The 16,641-nt window shown below is 62.8% G+C and carries 13 protein-coding genes; 1 reads left to right on the top strand and 12 read right to left on the bottom strand.

The window, feature by feature from the left end; genetic code table 11:
• Window positions 1-18: 18 nt before the first annotated feature.
• The 11 genes from ACUIAH_RS07230 to rmuC form a co-directional block, all read right to left on the bottom strand.
• A complete protein-coding gene (locus ACUIAH_RS07230) occupies window positions 19-1,608 on the bottom strand; it encodes an NAD(P)/FAD-dependent oxidoreductase (protein ID WP_445340829.1) in 1,590 nt (529 codons plus the stop codon).
• A 138-nt stretch (window positions 1,609-1,746) separates the two neighbouring features.
• Window positions 1,747-2,061, bottom strand: coding sequence for a DUF2469 domain-containing protein (locus ACUIAH_RS07225; RefSeq protein ID WP_015022511.1), 315 nt, complete (start codon window positions 2,059-2,061; stop codon window positions 1,747-1,749).
• The gene (locus tag ACUIAH_RS07220) at window positions 2,058-3,110 is read right to left on the bottom strand and encodes a GNAT family N-acetyltransferase (protein ID WP_445341574.1); all 1,053 of its coding nucleotides are present in this window, start codon (window positions 3,108-3,110) and stop codon (window positions 2,058-2,060) included. The genes ACUIAH_RS07225 and ACUIAH_RS07220 overlap by 4 nt, the downstream gene beginning before the upstream one ends.
• Before the next feature lie 245 nt (window positions 3,111-3,355).
• Complete coding sequence (gene gatB, locus ACUIAH_RS07215) at window positions 3,356-4,858, bottom strand: Asp-tRNA(Asn)/Glu-tRNA(Gln) amidotransferase subunit GatB (protein ID WP_445340828.1); 1,503 nt, start codon at window positions 4,856-4,858, stop codon at window positions 3,356-3,358.
• A gap of 24 nt (window positions 4,859-4,882) precedes the next feature.
• Entirely contained in the window at window positions 4,883-6,436 is a 1,554-nt protein-coding gene (gatA, locus tag ACUIAH_RS07210) for an Asp-tRNA(Asn)/Glu-tRNA(Gln) amidotransferase subunit GatA (protein ID WP_045924910.1), read from the bottom strand.
• 4 nt (window positions 6,437-6,440) lie between these two features.
• Window positions 6,441-6,737 carry an Asp-tRNA(Asn)/Glu-tRNA(Gln) amidotransferase subunit GatC gene (gene gatC / locus ACUIAH_RS07205; RefSeq protein WP_015022515.1) on the bottom strand — a complete coding sequence of 99 codons (297 nt, stop codon included), beginning with the start codon at window positions 6,735-6,737 and terminating at the stop codon, window positions 6,441-6,443.
• Between the two features lie 43 nt (window positions 6,738-6,780).
• A complete protein-coding gene (locus ACUIAH_RS07200; protein WP_445340827.1) occupies window positions 6,781-7,770 on the bottom strand; it encodes an ABC transporter permease subunit in 990 nt (329 codons plus the stop codon).
• A complete protein-coding gene (locus ACUIAH_RS07195) occupies window positions 7,767-8,693 on the bottom strand; it encodes an ATP-binding cassette domain-containing protein (RefSeq protein WP_445340826.1) in 927 nt (308 codons plus the stop codon). The genes ACUIAH_RS07200 and ACUIAH_RS07195 overlap by 4 nt, the downstream gene beginning before the upstream one ends.
• Complete coding sequence (locus tag ACUIAH_RS07190; protein WP_445340825.1) at window positions 8,690-9,415, bottom strand: TrmH family RNA methyltransferase; 726 nt, start codon at window positions 9,413-9,415, stop codon at window positions 8,690-8,692. The genes ACUIAH_RS07195 and ACUIAH_RS07190 overlap by 4 nt, the downstream gene beginning before the upstream one ends.
• Window positions 9,412-10,089 (bottom strand): orotate phosphoribosyltransferase, encoded by a 678-nt coding sequence (locus ACUIAH_RS07185; RefSeq protein ID WP_045924914.1) that lies wholly within the window; start codon window positions 10,087-10,089, stop codon window positions 9,412-9,414. The genes ACUIAH_RS07190 and ACUIAH_RS07185 overlap by 4 nt, the downstream gene beginning before the upstream one ends.
• Before the next feature lie 37 nt (window positions 10,090-10,126).
• Window positions 10,127-11,479 carry a DNA recombination protein RmuC gene (gene rmuC, locus ACUIAH_RS07180; protein WP_445340824.1) on the bottom strand — a complete coding sequence of 451 codons (1,353 nt, stop codon included), beginning with the start codon at window positions 11,477-11,479 and terminating at the stop codon, window positions 10,127-10,129.
• 176 nt (window positions 11,480-11,655) lie between these two features.
• Here rmuC and ACUIAH_RS07175 point away from each other — a divergent pair, with 176 nt between their 5' ends.
• Entirely contained in the window at window positions 11,656-13,719 is a 2,064-nt protein-coding gene (locus ACUIAH_RS07175; protein WP_445340823.1) for a P-type ATPase, read from the top strand.
• A gap of 75 nt (window positions 13,720-13,794) precedes the next feature.
• Here the strand turns inward: ACUIAH_RS07175 and clpB are convergent, their stop codons facing one another.
• A complete protein-coding gene (gene clpB / locus ACUIAH_RS07170) occupies window positions 13,795-16,578 on the bottom strand; it encodes an ATP-dependent chaperone ClpB (RefSeq protein WP_445340822.1) in 2,784 nt (927 codons plus the stop codon).
• Window positions 16,579-16,641 lie beyond the last annotated feature (63 nt).

Here is a 16,641-nt window from a genome sequence, read left to right as displayed (position 1 = left end):
ACGAAGGCTGAGGTTTGCTTACTTCTCCTCGTGGTAGGACTTCTCGGTGTTGACATTCCAGACGTTGGTCTTGTCAGTACGCCCCGATTTGATGTTGGCCACGGCTTCCATGGATGTGGCCATGGAGTGGTCCTGGTTGTTGTAGTGGTGCTGCCCGTTGCGGCCCACGCAGTAAAGGTTGCCGAAGGAGTCCAGCCATTTGACCAGCTCCGGCATCTGAGGGTAGGTGTCGAAGTAGGCCGGATAGGCTTTGACCACCCGCTCCCGGTGCGAGTCCAGCACATCGGCAGGACCGTTGATGATGCCCATCCGTGTCAGCTCCTTGATGGCGAAGTCAGTGGTCTCCTGATCGCTCATGCTCCAGAAGTCGTCGCCCTCCTTACAGAAGTACTCCAGGCCGATCCAGACAGTGCCATCGACATTCTTGACCATGTAGGGGCTCCAGTTGTTGAAGATCTGGATGCGGCCCATCTTGTAGCCAGGGTCCTGCACATAGATCCAGCAGTCGGGGACGATGGGCGGATCGCCCAAGGTCTTGATGGAGGTGGTGTTGCGGATGCGCAGGTGGCGGACCAAAAGGCCAACGGTCACGAAGTCGCGGTAGGGCAGGCCCTGAGCCACCCTGACCATTTCCTTGTCGGTGGAGGGCTCCTCGTGGGCGATGGCCTCGACCAGGTCCTTGATGGGCATGGAGGAGATGATCTGGTCAGCTTGCAGAGTCACTTCCTTGCCATCAGCGTTGCGATAGATCACTCCGGTCATGTGGCCTTCGCTCTGGGTCAGTCCGATCACACGCGCATCGGTGATCACGTGGACCCCGTGCTCGACATTGCGACGCTCCACGGTCTCCCAAAGCTGGCCTGGACCCAGCTTGGGGTACCAGAATTCCTCGATAAGGCTGGTCTCGACCTGATGGGCGTCGCGCTTCTTGGGCAGCAGCTTTTGGAAGGCGTTCTTGAGCACGCCCATGATGCTGAGCCCCTTGACCCGCTGGGCGCCCCAGTCGGCGCTGATCTCACGGGGGTGGCGGCCCCAAAGCTTTTCGGTGTAGCCCTCGAAGAACATGGAATAGAGCTTGCGACCGAAGCGGTTGATATAGAAGTTCTCCAGGTTGTCCTCAGGCAGCTTGTGGACGACAGACTTCAGATAGCTGAACCCGGCCTGCATGGTCAGCTTGAAGCCCATGGCCTTGAGTGTGTTGGGCGTCAAGGAGATGGGGTAGTCGAAGAAGTGGTGGTTCCAGTAAATCCTGGAGACGCGATGACGCTTGAGCATGACCCGGTCCGTCTTCTCCGGGTCGGGGCCGCCGGGCTCCAGATCGTGGTGGCGGCCAAGTTTTTTATCGTCATAGGAGGGCGCGCCCTGCAGGGGCAGGACCTCCTTCCACCAGTCCATGATCCGGTCATCCTTGGAGAAGAACCGGTGGCCGCCGATATCCATACGGTTGCCGTTGTGCCGAACCGTGCGTGAGATGCCGCCAAAGGCGTTAGTGGCCTCCAGCACAGTGACGTCATAGCGCTCGTCACCGCCGTCCTTGACCAGTTCCCATGCCGCTGTCAAGCCGGCGGGCCCTCCGCCGATGACGATCACGGACTGCTTGCGCTCCATGCCAACCTCCTGAAAACCATATAAAATCATCACCACTGTATCCGGATCGTCCCCAGTCAGAAGCTGCTGAAGGACTTCCCTCACGAATTCCCGCCATTGCGTGGAACAAACGTGATGATGCTCGCCCTTGCGCGACGCTTAACCCAGTGAATCAGGGATATCGATGTCTGTCTTCTGCACTTCCTCCACATTGACATCCTTGAAGGTGACGATCCGGACGTTCTTGACGAACCGGCTGGACCGGTAGACATCCCAGACCCAGGCATCGGTCAGCCGGACATCGAAGTAGACGTCCTGACCAGCGGATCGGACGTTGAAGTCCACCTTGTTGGCCAGGTAGAATCGCCGCTCGGTCTCGACTACGTAGGTGAACAGCTTGATCACGTCCCGGTACTCGCGGTACAAGGCCAGTTCGGCGTTGGTCTCGTAGTTGTCGAGATCCTCAGCACTCATCGACTACCTCCATTCGCGCGATCACGGCCATGGCCAAGCGTACGCCACCAGGCGCGTTTGGATCGTTTGGCCTCAGCCGACCCATAGGCCCAATCCGAGGCCGTATGCTCCTCGTCGGACTGCCCGGCAACAGACTCTTCGGAACCGGACTCCTCCCCCGCATCCTCAGCGTCCTTCCGACCAGGGCCCGCCTTCTCATCATTCCTGCCATCGGGTTCCGCATGGCCATCAGCAGATTTTCCTGAATGCAAACCACTCTTCGGGGCCAGACTGATCTGTTCGCTTGATGTCCGCGAATCCTGAGATGCCGAGGTGGACTCTTTAAACTTGGCTTCGCTTATGCCGCCATCCTCACCCGCTGCGTATCCGTGTGCAACAAGGGCTTCGGCCACACCAGGATTTTCACGGATGACATGCATGCCGAAGGCATTCAGAGAACGAATGGGATCATACTCGTCAACCAAGGCGTCCATGACGATCTGATCCTGGTACTTGCCGTTCTCGGCGTCCCAGAGCGCATCACGGGAGGTGCCCGAGATCATGAATCCCAGGGACTGGTAGACGGAGATTGAGCGTGTGTTTTTCTCTGGCACAGCCACCCAGATCCGGTGCAGGCCCAGACCCGTAGGAGCGGCAGCGTACCCGTAGGTCATGATTCTGGGCATGGCATCCCGGGAGTAGCCGCGCCCGCGGAAGTGCCTGCCCAGGACCACCTGGATCCTGGCTGAGCGCGACCAGCCGTCCACGTCGATTAGGAAGATCATGCCGATGACCCCCTTGGTGGCATCGGCATCGGGCGAGCCATCCTGGTCGGTGTCCGCGTCAGTGACCATGGCCCAGGCCAAGGTGCGGCGGGACTCGGGGTCACCCACGCCGGAATCACGGGCAGCCAGACCCTTGGACCAGGCCACCGACCTACGCACCCAGGCGTTGACGACGGCTCGTTCTGCGTTCGGTCCCTTGCCGGTGATGCCGGTGGAATTGTAGAAGGCCTCCAGCTGATCCATTGCCGTCAGATCGGCGATGACCGCCGGACGCAGGTGCAACATCTCGCCCCGGATATAGGGGATCTCGATTCGGTCGGGCAGCTGTCGGCTCGCCACGTCGTCAGGTCTCTCAGCTTGCGTTTGCGGTCGGTCATTGCCCCTGCCGCTCATAGACATCACGTCACCTCCATGATCGCCACCTTGCGATGGCAATCAATTGTAATCCCTCGCCCCTGGGAAAACCATGAGAAGCCGGGCAGGTCCGCCGGTCTGAGCCCGATGGAATCAGGCCGGCGGACCGGGCCTGATCAGGACTTAGCGATGCGCTCCATGACGATCTTGCTGACTGCCTTGGCATCGGCCTGACCTTTGGTAGCCCGCATGACCGCTCCGATAATAGCGCCCATGGGCTTCATATTGCCGCCCTTGAGCTTGGCCACGATGTCCGGGTTGTCCTTGAGGGCCTGATCGACGGCTGCATCCAAAGCCCCGTCATCCGAAACCACCTGGTAACCGTGCTTCTTGACGACCTCGGCCGGCTTGCCCTCGCCTGCCAACACGCCGGAGACGGTCTGCTTGGCCAGCTTGTCATTGAGCTTGCCGTCAGCAATCAGCTGCTCCACCTCAGCGACATCCTGAGCCGAGATGGGCAGCTCCTGCAGACTGACCCCACGGGCGTTGGCTTCGCGCGAAATCTCGCCCAGCCACCACTTGCGGGCTCCGGCAGCCGTGGCGCCGGCCTTGACCGTATCCTCGATCAGATCCACGGCATCGGCGTTGACCGCATCCTGCATTTGCCGGTCGGTGAAGTCCCACTCCTTCTTGAGACGGGCGCGGCGTTCGCGCGGCATCTCAGGCATCTGGGCCTTGAGCTCTTCAATATGATCCTTGGTCACATGAACCATGACCAGGTCAGGGTCGGGGAAGTACCGGTAATCGTTGGCATCGGTCTTGACCCGGCCGCCGGCAGTGGTCTGCGTGGACTCATCCCAGTGGCGGGTCTCCTGCAGCACCTCCCCGCCGGACTCCAGCAGGGCGGCCTGACGGCGGATCTCGTAGGTCAGCGTCTTCTCGATGCCCTTGAAGGTGTTGACATTCTTGGTCTCCGACCGGATTCCCAGAGGGGCGTCCGGCCCGGCGTGCAGGGAAACGTTGACATCAGCGCGCATGTTACCCTGCTCCATCCGGGCGTGGGAGATGCCCAGGGCCCGGACAATGTCTCTGATGGCCCTCACGTAGGCCCCGGCCACCTCGGGGGTACGTGCCCCGGCGCCCTCGATGGGCTTGGTCACGATCTCGACCAGGGGGACACCGGCACGGTTGTAATCCACCAGGGAGTGGTCGGCGCCTTCGATGCGGCCGTCTGCCCCGCCTACGTGGGTATTCTTGCCGGCGTCGTCCTCCACATGGGCCCGCTCGATGGGCACACGGAAAATGCTGCCGTCGTCCAGCTCCACGTCCAGATAACCCTCGCCATTCAGGGGCTTGTCATACTGGGAGATCTGATAGTCGCGGGGCATGTCCGGGTAGAAGTAGTTCTTCCTGGCGAACTGGCTCCACTCGTTGACCTTGCAGTGCAGAGCCAGGCCCAGCTTGACCGCATAGTCGATGGCGGTCTTGTTGACCACAGGCAGGCTGCCAGGCAGACCTAGGGAGACCGGGGTCAGCTGGGTGTTGGGCTCGCCGCCGAACTCGATATGAGCCGGGCAGAAGAGCTTGGTGTTGGTGCAGAGCTCGACATGGACCTCCAGGCCGAACACCGGGTCGTACTTGGCCACGGCATCGGCGTACTTCATCAGTTTTTCAGCCATTATGATTCCGTTTCCTTCCGATGCCTACTTGGTCGAATCCTGAGCCAGGCCATCCAGCCAGGGGGTGGACAGCTTCTTGGAGATGGGCCCGCCCCACTGCTCCTCCAGGGCCGCCTCAAGAGCGGCGGCAGGCCGGTACATGACCTCGTCGCGCATCTGGGGGGCGAAGAACTGGAAGCCGACAGGCAGCCCGTCGTCGCTGAGCCCGGCAGGAATCGACATGGCCGGAGTGCCAGCCAGGTTGGCCGGGATGGTGGCCACGTCGTTCAGGTACATGGCCAACGGGTCGTCCATCTTCTCGCCAAAGCGGAAGGCCGTGGTCGGCGACGTGGGCGAGACCAGGACATCGGCCTGCTCGAAGGCCTTCTCAAAGTCGCGGATGACCAGGGTGCGGACCTTCTGGGCCGAGCCGTACCAAGCGTCATAGTAGCCAGCAGACAGGGCATAGATGCCCAGGATGATCCTGCGCTTGACCTCGTCGCCGAACCCGGCTTCACGGGTGGCAGCCATCATGTTGGCAGCCGTCTGGGGGACGCCCTCGGGGGGCATGACCCGCAGGCCGTAGCGCATGCCGTCATAACGGGCCAGGTTGGAGGAGACCTCGGAAGGCATGATGATGTAGTAGGCGGCCAGCGCGTAGGGGAAGTGCGGGCACGAGACCTGGACCACCTCGGCGCCCATGGATTCCAGCAGCGAGACGGCCTCGTTGAAGCGAGCCTCGACGCCGGGCTGATAGCCCTCGCCGCCCAGCTCCTTGACCAGACCCACCTTGAGGCCCTTCAGATCGCGCTTCTGGCCCTGACGAGCAGCCTGTGCCAGAGGGGGGACCGGCTTGGGAATGGAGGTGGAGTCTCGGCGGTCATAGCCGCCGATGACCTCCTGCAGCAGGGCCGCGTCCAGCACTGATCTCGAGACAGGACCGATCTGATCCAGGGAGGAGGCCATGGCGATGGCCCCGAACCTGGAGACGCCGCCATAGGTGGGTTTGACACCTACGGTGCCGGTCAGGGATCCGGGCTGGCGGATGGATCCGCCGGTGTCGGTGCCCAGGGCCAGCGGAGCCTCAAAGGCGCCGACAGCCGAGGCCGAGCCGCCGCCTGAACCGCCCGGGACCCGCTCGGTGTCCCAGGGGTTGTGTGTGGTCTTGAAGGCCGAGTGCTCAGTGGAGGAACCCTGGGCGAACTCATCCAGGTTGGTCTTGCCCAGAATGGGCATCCCCGCGGCCTTGAGCTTCTTGATGACGGTGGCATCGTAAGGCGGCACCCACCCCTCAAGGATCCTGGAGGCGGCCGTAGTGGGGATGCCCTCGGTGACGATCATGTCCTTGATGGCAATGGGAACGCCAGCCAGCTCCGGCAACCCCTCGGCGCCTTCACGAGCCAGACGCTGGTCGAAGGCATCGGCCTGCTCCAGGGCCCGATCGGCGCTGACCTGCAGAAATGCATCAATGCTGGGCTCGGCAGCCTCGATCACATCCAGATGAGCCTGAACCAGTTCACGGCTGGAGACCTGCCCGGACCGCAGCTGCGCGGCCATGTCGGAGGCGGATTGCTTGACCAATTCTTCCTGTGCGCTCATCGTCTCACTCCTCACCCAGAATGCGCGGGGCCACAAACATGCCCGACTCGGTGACCGGGGCCCCCGAAAGGGCAGCCTCCTGGGTCAACGGCTCTTCAGCCTCATCGGGGCGCAGGTAGGCTTCCAGAGGAATGGGATTGGCAGTGGGGGGCACATCATCGCCGGCCACCTCCTGGACCTTGGTGATGGAATCGGCGATCACATTGAGCTCGCCCTTGAGGCGGTCGGCCTCCTGATCGGTCAAGGCGATTCGGGCCAGATCGCCCAAGTGCTTGATCTCTTCACGTGTAAAAGTTGGCATACCACTTATCATATGGGTGCTCTATGACACGCAGAAGACAGGGTCAAACGATGTCTGCGCGCCGGAAGACCAGGGTTCCCAGAGCACAGCACAGGGCTGTCCAGACCGTCAGAATCAGGCCCGCCTGCCACCAGGTCGGCCACCAGCCGATGCCTGCTTCTGGCGCCCAGCCCAGACCTGAGAGGAAGGTCCCCAGCAGACTGGCGGGGGTCAGCCTGAAGAGGGTCTGCAGCCAGCCGGCATGAGGGATTAAACCCCGCAGAAGGCACAGAATCAGCGGCAGGACCACAGTCAGCCCCAAGAACAAGCCGATCCCGCCGGCCTTGGATCGACTCAAGGCTCCCAGACCCAGGCCCATCAAGGCAAAGAGGACCAGCATGAGCGGACCGCCCAGCAGATCAATCAGCGCAAGCCCAGGCTTGCAGGCGGGCAAGGCGCCGGATTTGCCTGGCAGAAGCAGGGTTGCCAGGATCCAGCCAAACAGCAGGCCCACCTGTGCCGCCAGCCAAGTCAGCAATGCCAAGGCAAGACCCTTGGCCATCAGGACCATGCCTCGACGAGGGTTGGCCATCAGCGTGCTCTCAATGGTGTCGCCAGAAAACTCGCGCGTAAGGACCAGAACCCCCAGAATGCCCGCCATGATCATGGCCGGAAACAGGCCGGAAGCAACGGCCAGCCAGAAAACGTCACTGGAAGCAGACAAAAGATGGGCTGGGAAGTCATCAATCTGCCGGTCCAGGCCAGCCAGAACCCTGGTCGCACGAGCCATCAGGCCGGTGCTCAACGGCTGCAGCAACGTGATGATCAGCAGCAGGACCCAAGTCGATCGCAGGGAGAACATCTTGCGCAGCTCCCCTCGGACCGCCCCGGAAAGGGTCAACTGACCGGATGGACGACGCGAATCCAGGAAGGGCAGCCCCGAGGTTCGACGCAGCCGAGTGAAGTCGGAACCATGCCGTGGAGTTGCGTAATCAGTTCCTGCGGGTACCTCTCGCCGGCTCCGACGGGCTCGGCGACCGTTGTCGGCACTCATGGCCGCGCATCCTTTCTGCCGTGGATGACGTCCTTGTAGACCTGCTCCAGGGAAACCTCCTCCTGCTGAAACTCGTAGAGCACCACACCCTCCTGGGCCAGAATCGAGGCTGTGGAAGACAGAGGCGCACCCTGGATGCGGAAGCGGGCGGCATCCGGAGGACAGTTCTTGTCTGGGGGCAGACGGGTGATGCTGATTCCGGCAGCCGTGGCCAGGGCGGCCTTTAATCGGTCAGGCTGCGGCGTCACCGCATAAATGGAGTCACGGGAGTGCTCGCCGATGAATCGGGCCACGGTCGTTCTCTCTAAGATCCGTCCCTTGGCGATGATGACCAGATCGTCAGCGATTTGAGCCACCTCGTCAATCTTACGGGAGCTTAGGAGGACTGCCTTGCCCTGTGAGGCGAGGCTGCGGCAGATGTCTCTCACCCGGTCGGCTCCCTCCGGATCCAGACCGTCAAGGGGATCATCCAGAACCAGGTTGTGCGGCTCACCCAGCAGGGCAGCGGCCAGGGCCAACCGCTGACTCATCCCCAGAGAAAGGGATCCCGTCGGCCTGTCGGCGACCGATTGCAGACCGACCATCTCAAGCACCTGGTCCACCCGACGATGATCAATGCCATTGACCGCAGACAAGGCCAGCAGGTGATCCCTGGCCTTGCAGGCAGGATGGGCGTTGCGTGGATTCAGTACCGCTCCCGCTGTCCGCATGGGCGATGAAAGCCGGACGAAGGGCTGGCCATCGAACAGGGCCTTGCCTGCATCAGGGCGAACCAGCCCCAGAGCGATGCGCAGGGTGGTCGACTTGCCAGCGCCTTTGGGCCCCACAAGCCCAGTCACCCGACCGTCCCTGGCCGTGAAAGAGACACGGTTCAGTGCCTTGTGGGAGCCGTAGCGCTTGGTCAGCGAGTCGACGACGATCATGGCAGAGGCCCCTGGCCTGATTGACCCGCCACCCCGGCATGCTGGCAGATCCATGAGTGCATGGCTACGGCAGCCGCAGCCCCGGCGTTGATGGAGCGCACCGATCCGAACTGGGAGATGTAAACCACATCGTCCGCCAGCTCCAAGGCCTTCTCGGACAGCCCCGGCCCCTCGGCGCCGAACATGAGCAGGCAACGACGAGGAAAGCGGTATGTTTCCATGGGGACGGCCCCTGGGACATTGTCGATGGCGATCATACGGGGCATGGGCTCCCCCTGCCTGACTGCTTCTTCTCGCAGGGTAGTCGTCATGGTTGCTATGTCGGGATCGTGGACCACGTGCTGGTAGAGCTCGGTCATCAACGAGCCCTTGCGGTTCCATTTGTGCGGACCGACGATATGGACGCGGCTGGCGGCGAAGGCATTGGCTGTGCGGACCATGGAGCCGATATTGAAGTCGTGGGTCCAGTTCTCCACAGCTACTTCGAAATCATGACGGCCCCGGCGATCCAAGTCGTCCCGGATGGCCTCTACCTTCCAGTAGCGGTATCTGTCCAGGACATTGCGGCGATCCCCTTGATCCAGCAGTTCGCAGTCATAGCGCGGGTCCGTCGGCAGGGGCTGCTCAGGATGCTCTTCCTGCCAGGGGCCGACCCCCACCTGGCGGAAGACCGGCTCATCTGAGGCCATGGCCGCTCGGGTCACTGGATCAGGCTCCCTCATGATCGCTCCGGGGAATCGTCGGCCGCGCCGACGAACTGATCCTCCTGATAGGCGCAAATGAAAGGCAGCCGTTGCCGGGATCCGTCCACCGGATCGACCACCTGAATGCTGCCATCGGTCCGGCCACCCACCAGAGATGCGATGGCCAATGTCTTTGCACCCTGACGCTGGATGATCCCGCAGTCAAGATTGAGCTCGTTGTTCTTGTCCAGGGTGACCAGGGATGAAGTCTGCACATAGGATTTCCGGCCCAGCCAGGCATCCAGCAGGATGACCCGCCTGCCCTCGATGGATGGGCCCTTGATGGAGGGGTAGACGAAGTCCATAACGAAAGCGTCCAGATCCTGACCGCGTGAGGCTGCGGCATGGAGCATGGCATCGGCCAGCGGCACGGCAGCGGCGGTCAGGGCTCCGACCGCATCGAAATCATCGACTGAATAGCCCGCATCTTCCAAAGTATCCAAAAGAACATGCCCGGCCAGTTCAGCCCCGCGGTGGTGGAAGGTGACCCCGCTGAGCTCGGTGAAGGGACGCCCGCCGATCTCCTGGGCCAGGAGTTCGCGCAGCTGATCGACCGGCTCAGGCAGGTCCGTTCCAGATTCGCGCCCAATCAGATCCGGCGACCCCGTGGGCCTGAAGGATGAGCCCTCTTGTCTCTTCGTTGCCTCGTTCATGCTTATCACACTAGCGCCGGAGGCCCCTAAGCGGCACTCACTGCCCTTGGTCGGAAAGAACCTCCGGGGCAGTCAGCTCCCTGATGTTGCCCTTGTCCGAATCGATCATGTCGACCGAATCGATGACCTTGGCAGGATCCATCTGCTGCAGCTTACGGGCAGTGACCAGAACCCGCGACTCCAAGGAGGAGGCGAACTTGTTGTAGGCAGTCACCGTGGCAGTGATGGAGCGCCCCAATTTGTTGGCACGATCGCCCAGAACCACAAAGCGGTCATAGAGCTCGTGGGTGAGCGTGAAGAGGGTGCGGGCGTCCTCGGACAGGTTCTGCTGCTGCCAGGCGTAGGCCACCGACTTGAGCACAGCCCAGAGGGTCACCGGCGAGGTCAGGGCTACCTTCTGGGCAAAGGCGTCGTCCATCAGCGTGGGATCCACCTCCAGGGCGGCCTGCAGAAGGGAATCGTTGGGGATGAAGGCCACCACGAAGTCCGGGGCCGTTTCGAAGGCGTTCCAGTACTCCTTGTCGGCCAAGGCCTTGACGTGCTCGCGCAGGGCCCGGGCATGCGCCTTGAGCAGCTCGTCCCGGCGGCGCAGCTCGTCATCCGAAGCGGTGTCGGGGATCTCGCAGGCCCGCTGGTAGTCGGAATAGGGGGCCTTGGCATCAATGGGAATGGTCTTGCCGCCGGGCAGGTGGACCACCATGTCGGGACGCAGAACACGTCCATCCGAGGCGGTGACCACCACCTGGGTGTCAAAGTCCACATGCTCCAAGAGCCCTGCAGACTCGACGATATTCCTGAGCTGAGCCTCGCCCCAAGCGCCGCGCACCTTGTTGTTGCGCAGGGCCGAAGCCAGGGAGCTGGTCTCCTTGTCCAGCCTCCCCTGCTGCTCGCCCAGACTCTTCAGCTGCTGTCCCAGGGAGCCCATCTCCTGCTTGCGGCCCTCCTCGATCTGGGCCACCTTGTGTTGGAGGGCGTCCAGGTTCTTCTGTACAGGAGCCAGGGCCGAGAGCACCTTGCTCTGCTCCTCCAGATTCTGAGCCTGCCTGCGCCGTTTCTCCTCCTCCTGCGCCTGGGCACGGCGGCGCTCCTGCTCGATTCTGATCTGCTCGGCCTGCTGGGCCTGGGCCAGCTGGGATTTGACGAAGGAAAGCTCTCGGTTCAGGCCATCCACCTTGGTCCGCGCCTCCACCAACGCCGCTTCGGATCCATGGAGCCGGTCCTGGGCCTGATCCAGCTGCGAGCGCAGCTCATCCACCTGGCTATCAGACCCCATGCCGACGGCCCTGCGGCCCTGGGTGCGACCCAGCGCATACCCGGCCAACCCTCCCAGGACCATACCGATCAGCAGGAGAAGCACCACCATGACCACTGATGACGTAGAATCGAACATATGTTCTAGTAAACCCCCAACGTTGGACCCCAGGGCTGTGTCGGCCCGACAGGCTGTCGACAGTAGTTCGAAAATTCGTTTTTTCCGCAAGGAATCGGCCTTGAAGCCAGTGCCAGGCCCCGATGACGGGCAGAATAGAGAATATCAAGGGGTTGGAGCAAGACCGAAGGAGATCCGTGGGTATCGATATCTTCCTGGCGATAGCCGATCTGGTCGTGGCCTGTGCGGTCACCTGGCTGATCATCTGGTACTTCCTTATGCCGTCAGCCCATGCCAGTGACCAGGATGCGGGCGCGGGCTCCCCGGCCAACCCTCCCTGGCGCGATCCCGAGGATTGGGGCAGGTGGGGAGCCGATCTGGACTCGCGCAGCCACCGTTTGCTCAGGCCGACCATCGTCAGCGCCCTGCTGACCGCGCCCGTCCTGGTTCTGGATCTGTTCGATCGTTTCGGCCCCGATTTGATGCCCTCTTGGCTGACCAGCCCCTGGGTGCAGGCTATTCTGATAACCCCAGTCATCTTCTACTGCGGCCGTGGAATACTCGTGGACGGGTGGAAGGCCATGACCGAGCACCGCTGCAGCTCCGACCTCCTGGCCATGCTGGCCACAAGCCTGGCCTACCTGTACAGCCTGGTCACCTGCCTGGCCGGATCCCAGCTGCCGGAAGGCTCCCGATCCCCCTACTTCGATCTGATCGGCGTGGTCATCACCCTCCTCTTGCTGGCTCGGGTCATCGGCACCAGAATGGAAGCCTCCCTGGTGGCCTCCTTGAACCACCTGACGGAGATCCGGCCAGCCTCAGGCCTGGTGGCCGATCCCGAGCATCCGCAGTCAGTCCCCGCCCAGATCCTTGCACGCGACCGGATCCGCCCAGGCGATCTGCTCCTGGTACGCACAGGTGAGCGGCCAGCTGCTGACGGAGTTGTGGAATCAGGGTCGGCCCTGGTGGACGACAGCGAGCTGACAGGCGGCGACAGACCCCGGCCATGCGGACCCGGCGACCGGATCCTGGCCTCCAGCAAGATTCTGGAGGGCCGACTGTCCATCCGCGTTGACGCCGTCGGCGACAACACCTATGCAGCCAGGCTCGCAAAGATCATTCCCCAGGCCCTGGTCGAGCGATCCCCCGACATGCGCAGGATGGATCGGATCGTCCACACAGCCATCGCCATGATCATGATCCTGGCTGTCTGGGCCTTCATGCTCTGGCTCATGCTGGGTCCGCAGCCCCACCTGGCCCACGCTGTAGGCAATGCCGTCTGCGTACTGACCATCGCCTGCCCTGCCGTCGCGGCCATGACCATCCCCATGGCCTTCCGAACCAGCCTGGAGACGGGCCTGGCCCACGGCCTGCTCTTCACCTCGCCACGAGCCATGAACCGTCTGGGCCGGGTGCGGACCCTGATCCTGGACGACTCCTCTCTGCTGGATCCCGATGACTCGGAGGGCCAAGGAGTGCATACGGAATCCCTGACCCGAACCGCCACCCATCTACGCGCCCTGCGGGTAAGCAGCCTGATCCTGGACGGGAGCCGCCAGCCGGACGACAGGATCGAGCGTGCAGCCCGTCAGGCAGGCGTGGATATGTTGATCACCCAGTTGACCCCCGAGCGCAAACGCGAGTGCATGGATAGGCTCAACCACGACCTGACCCGGACCAGCAGGGGGGTTCCAGCGGATCGGACTGGTCAAAACGCCACCTCCACCCGGGAACGGGGCCGAACAAGCCTAGTGGCTTTGGCAGCTGCGACAACCGCTGATCATGAGCTGACAGACAAGGCCCGAGTAAGCATCGCTCTGGGTCCCCAATTTCAAGCAGATGCGGAGGGTACAGACCCGATGCAACCGGATCTCATCCTGCACCAGGACGACCTGGACGGAACCGGCAGGGCCATAGAACTGAGCCGGGCCACGACCCAGGTCATCAGGCAGAACCTGATCTGGTCCACTGTCTACAACATCATCGCCCTGGTCGTTGCCACCGGAATTTGCCAGCCTTTCCTTGGCTGGATGCTCAACCCCATGATCGCGGCAGCAGCAGGGGCCCTGTCCACCATTCTGGCCATGCTCAACATTCGTCGTCTACACCGGCTGCGGCACCTGCGCCGTCGCTGGCTACACCTCGCCCTGATCGACACGGACCAACTTCCGACAGTCGCGGCACGACGCCCCCAGGTCATCGTCGACAGCCAGTGGGAGTCCATGCAAGAGGGCAAGGATCCGGCGGCCGCTCTGCACTGAATCCATAGAGCACAGTCTGTAATACAGAAAGGGTCGGCACCCGGAATTATCCCCGTGTGCCGACCCTAATTGATCTCAGTGAGACTGGGCCTGATCCTGATCGTCGCCACGAGCGGCATGACGGCCACGGCCACCATCACGTCCGCCATCGCCGGCATCAGCATCGGCATCGCCATCAGCTGTCACATCGTCGACCGTGACCGAGTCATCGACCAGATTCTCGGTGGGCCAGGCAGTCAGCTCCAGGTGGTCGCCACCGGTCTGGTCCACCAGAACCGTGTCGCCGTCGTGGACCTTGCCGGCCAGCAGCATCCTGGCCAGCTGATCGCCAACCTCGGTTTGCACCAGCCTACGCAGGGGACGAGCGCCGAAGGCCGGGTCATAGCCCATGTTGGCCAGCCACTCCCGGGCGGAGTCGGTGACATCCAGGGTGATGCGCCGATCAGTCAACCGCTGGGCCACCTGCTTGACCTGAATGTCTACGATGGAACCCAGCTCGTCCCGGGTCAGCGGGTGGAAGATGACCAGGTCGTCCAGCCGGTTGATGAACTCGGGCTTGAAGTTGGCGTGTACGGCATCCATGACGGCCTTGCGCTTGCCCTCCTCGTCCAGGTCGTCCCGGACCAGGAACTGCGAGCCCAGGTTTGAGGTCATGATCAGGATGGTGTTCTTGAAGTCCACCGTCCTACCTTGGCCATCGGTCAGCCTGCCGTCGTCCAGAACCTGCAGGAGCAGGTCGAAGACCTCGGGGTTGGCCTTCTCCACCTCGTCGAAGAGGACCACCGAGTAGGGCCGCCTACGCACGGCCTCGGTCAGCTGACCACCCTCCTCGTAGCCTACGTAGCCGGGAGCAGCACCGATCAGACGAGAGACCGAGGCCTTCTCCATGTACTCTGACATGTCGATGCGGACCATGGCCTTCTCATCGTCGAAGAGGAAGTCGGCCAGAGCCTTGGCCAGCTCCGTCTTGCCCACGCCGGTGGGGCCCAGGAACATGAAGGATCCGGTAGGCCTGTCAGGGTCGGCGATGCCGGCACGCGAGCGCCGGACCGCATCGGATACCGCATGGATGGCCTCTTGCTGGCCGACCACCCGCTTGCCCAGGTAGTCCTCCATATGCAGGAGCTTCTCGTTCTCGCCCTCCATGAGCCGTCCCACGGGAATCCCAGTCCAGTCAGAGACGATCTCAGCCACGGAATCCGCATCAACATGGTCGGGAACCATGGGCTCCTGGGCTGGGCCCCCGGCGATGTCAGCCCCATCGGGACCAGCATCATTGGCGGCGTTCTTGGCCTGCTCGGCCGCGTTCTCCGCCTGGGCCAGCTGCTTGCGAATGCCGGGGATCTCTCCATAGAGGATGCGGGAAGCCTTCTCCAGGTCGCCCTCACGGGTGGCCTTGTCAGCTTCGACCCTCTTGGCATCCAGCTGGGCGCGCAGGTCGCCGACCTTGTTATGGCCAGCCTTCTCATTCTCCCAACGGGCCTTGAGGCCGCCCAGCTTCTCACGGGAGTCCGCCAGCTCGGCCTGCAGCTTGCTCAGGCGGTCCTTGGAGGCAGGGTCATCGGCCTTCTTCAGCTGCATCTCCTCCATCTCCAGACGGGTGACGCGGCGTTGAAGCTCGTCAATCTCCTCAGGCTGGGAGTCCAGCTCCATCCTCAGGTGGGCAGCGGCCTCGTCAACCAGATCGATGGCCTTATCGGGCAGCTGACGACCAGAGATGTACCGGTTGGACAGCGTAGCTGCCGCGACCAGGGCATCATCCCCGATGGTCACCTTGTGGTGGGCCTCGTAACGCTGCTTGAGGCCACGCAGGATGGCCACGGTGTCCTCCACGGAGGGCTCGCCCACGAAGACCTGCTGGAAGCGGCGCTCCAGAGCCGGGTCCTTCTCGATGTTCTCACGGTACTCGTCCAGGGTGGTGGCGCCGATCAGGCGCAGTTCACCCCTGGCCAGCATGGGCTTGAGCATGTTGCCTGCGTCCATGGCTCCTTCGGCCGCACCAGCTCCGACGATGGTGTGGATCTCGTCGATGAAGGTGATGACCTGACCGTTGGCGCTCTTGATCTCATTGAGGACGGCCTTGAGGCGCTCCTCAAATTCGCCGCGATACTTGCTGCCAGCCACCATGGAGCTCAGATCCAGGGAGATCAGCCTCTTGCCCTGCAGGGTGGTGGGTACGTCGCCGGCCACGATGCGCTCGGCCAGACCCTCGACCACAGCGGTCTTGCCCACACCGGGCTCGCCGATAAGGACAGGGTTGTTCTTGGTCCGCCGGGACAGGATCTGCATGACACGACGAATCTCCTGGTCCCTGCCGATGACCGGGTCCAGCTTGCCCTCCTTGGCCTGGGCAGTCAGATCGGTGGAGTACTTCTCCAAGGCCTTGTAGGTGCCCTCGGCATCCGGGCTGGTCACCTTGGCGCCGCCGCGCACCTGGGGCACGGCCTTGCGCAGGGTATCGGCCTGCAGACCGTTCCGATTCAGAATATCGGCGGCCTGCGAGGGACCCTGAGCGATGGCAATGAGCAGATGCTCGGTAGAGACATACTCGTCCCCCATGGCCTGCATTTCCTTCTCCGCCTGGGCCAGGGCCATGCTGAGCTGACGGCTGGCATCGGGCTGGGAGGCCGTGGACCCGCTGGCCGACGGCAGAGCCACCAGGGCCTGACGGACCTCTGCTCCGACTCGTTGGCTGTCACCACCAGCGGCCTGGATCAGTCCAGGCACCACTCCGGACTGCTGACGCAGCAGAGAGTCCAACAGATGGAGCACATCCACCTGGGGGTTGCCGGCCGCCGAGGCCGACTGGATAGCATCGCCTATGGCCTGCTGGGCCATGGTGGTGAAGTTTTCGTTCATAGAGCATCCTCCAACATTCTTCGGCGGGGGCTGCCGAAACACTCGACCAGACCCCGTCACGGG

The organism is Bifidobacterium sp. ESL0820, assembly GCF_052606235.1.
This window is presented reverse-complemented; position numbering and strand designations above follow the sequence as displayed.

Coding starts and splice junctions, on each gene's coding strand:
- ACUIAH_RS07230 (WP_445340829.1), bottom strand. CDS start 1,608: ATGGAGCGCAAGCAGTCCGTGATCGTCATCGGCGGAGGGCCCGCCGGC.
- clpB (WP_445340822.1), bottom strand. CDS start 16,578: ATGAACGAAAACTTCACCACCATGGCCCAGCAGGCCATAGGCGATGCT.
- gatA (WP_045924910.1), bottom strand. CDS start 6,436: ATGAGCGCACAGGAAGAATTGGTCAAGCAATCCGCCTCCGACATGGCC.
- ACUIAH_RS07190 (WP_445340825.1), bottom strand. CDS start 9,415: ATGAGGGAGCCTGATCCAGTGACCCGAGCGGCCATGGCCTCAGATGAG.
- rmuC (WP_445340824.1), bottom strand. CDS start 11,479: ATGTTCGATTCTACGTCATCAGTGGTCATGGTGGTGCTTCTCCTGCTG.
- ACUIAH_RS07185 (WP_045924914.1), bottom strand. CDS start 10,089: ATGAACGAGGCAACGAAGAGACAAGAGGGCTCATCCTTCAGGCCCACG.
- gatB (WP_445340828.1), bottom strand. CDS start 4,858: ATGGCTGAAAAACTGATGAAGTACGCCGATGCCGTGGCCAAGTACGAC.
- ACUIAH_RS07220 (WP_445341574.1), bottom strand. CDS start 3,110: ATGTTGCACCTGCGTCCGGCGGTCATCGCCGATCTGACGGCAATGGAT.
- ACUIAH_RS07200 (WP_445340827.1), bottom strand. CDS start 7,770: ATGAGTGCCGACAACGGTCGCCGAGCCCGTCGGAGCCGGCGAGAGGTA.
- ACUIAH_RS07195 (WP_445340826.1), bottom strand. CDS start 8,693: ATGATCGTCGTCGACTCGCTGACCAAGCGCTACGGCTCCCACAAGGCA.
- gatC (WP_015022515.1), bottom strand. CDS start 6,737: ATGCCAACTTTTACACGTGAAGAGATCAAGCACTTGGGCGATCTGGCC.
- ACUIAH_RS07225 (WP_015022511.1), bottom strand. CDS start 2,061: ATGAGTGCTGAGGATCTCGACAACTACGAGACCAACGCCGAACTGGCC.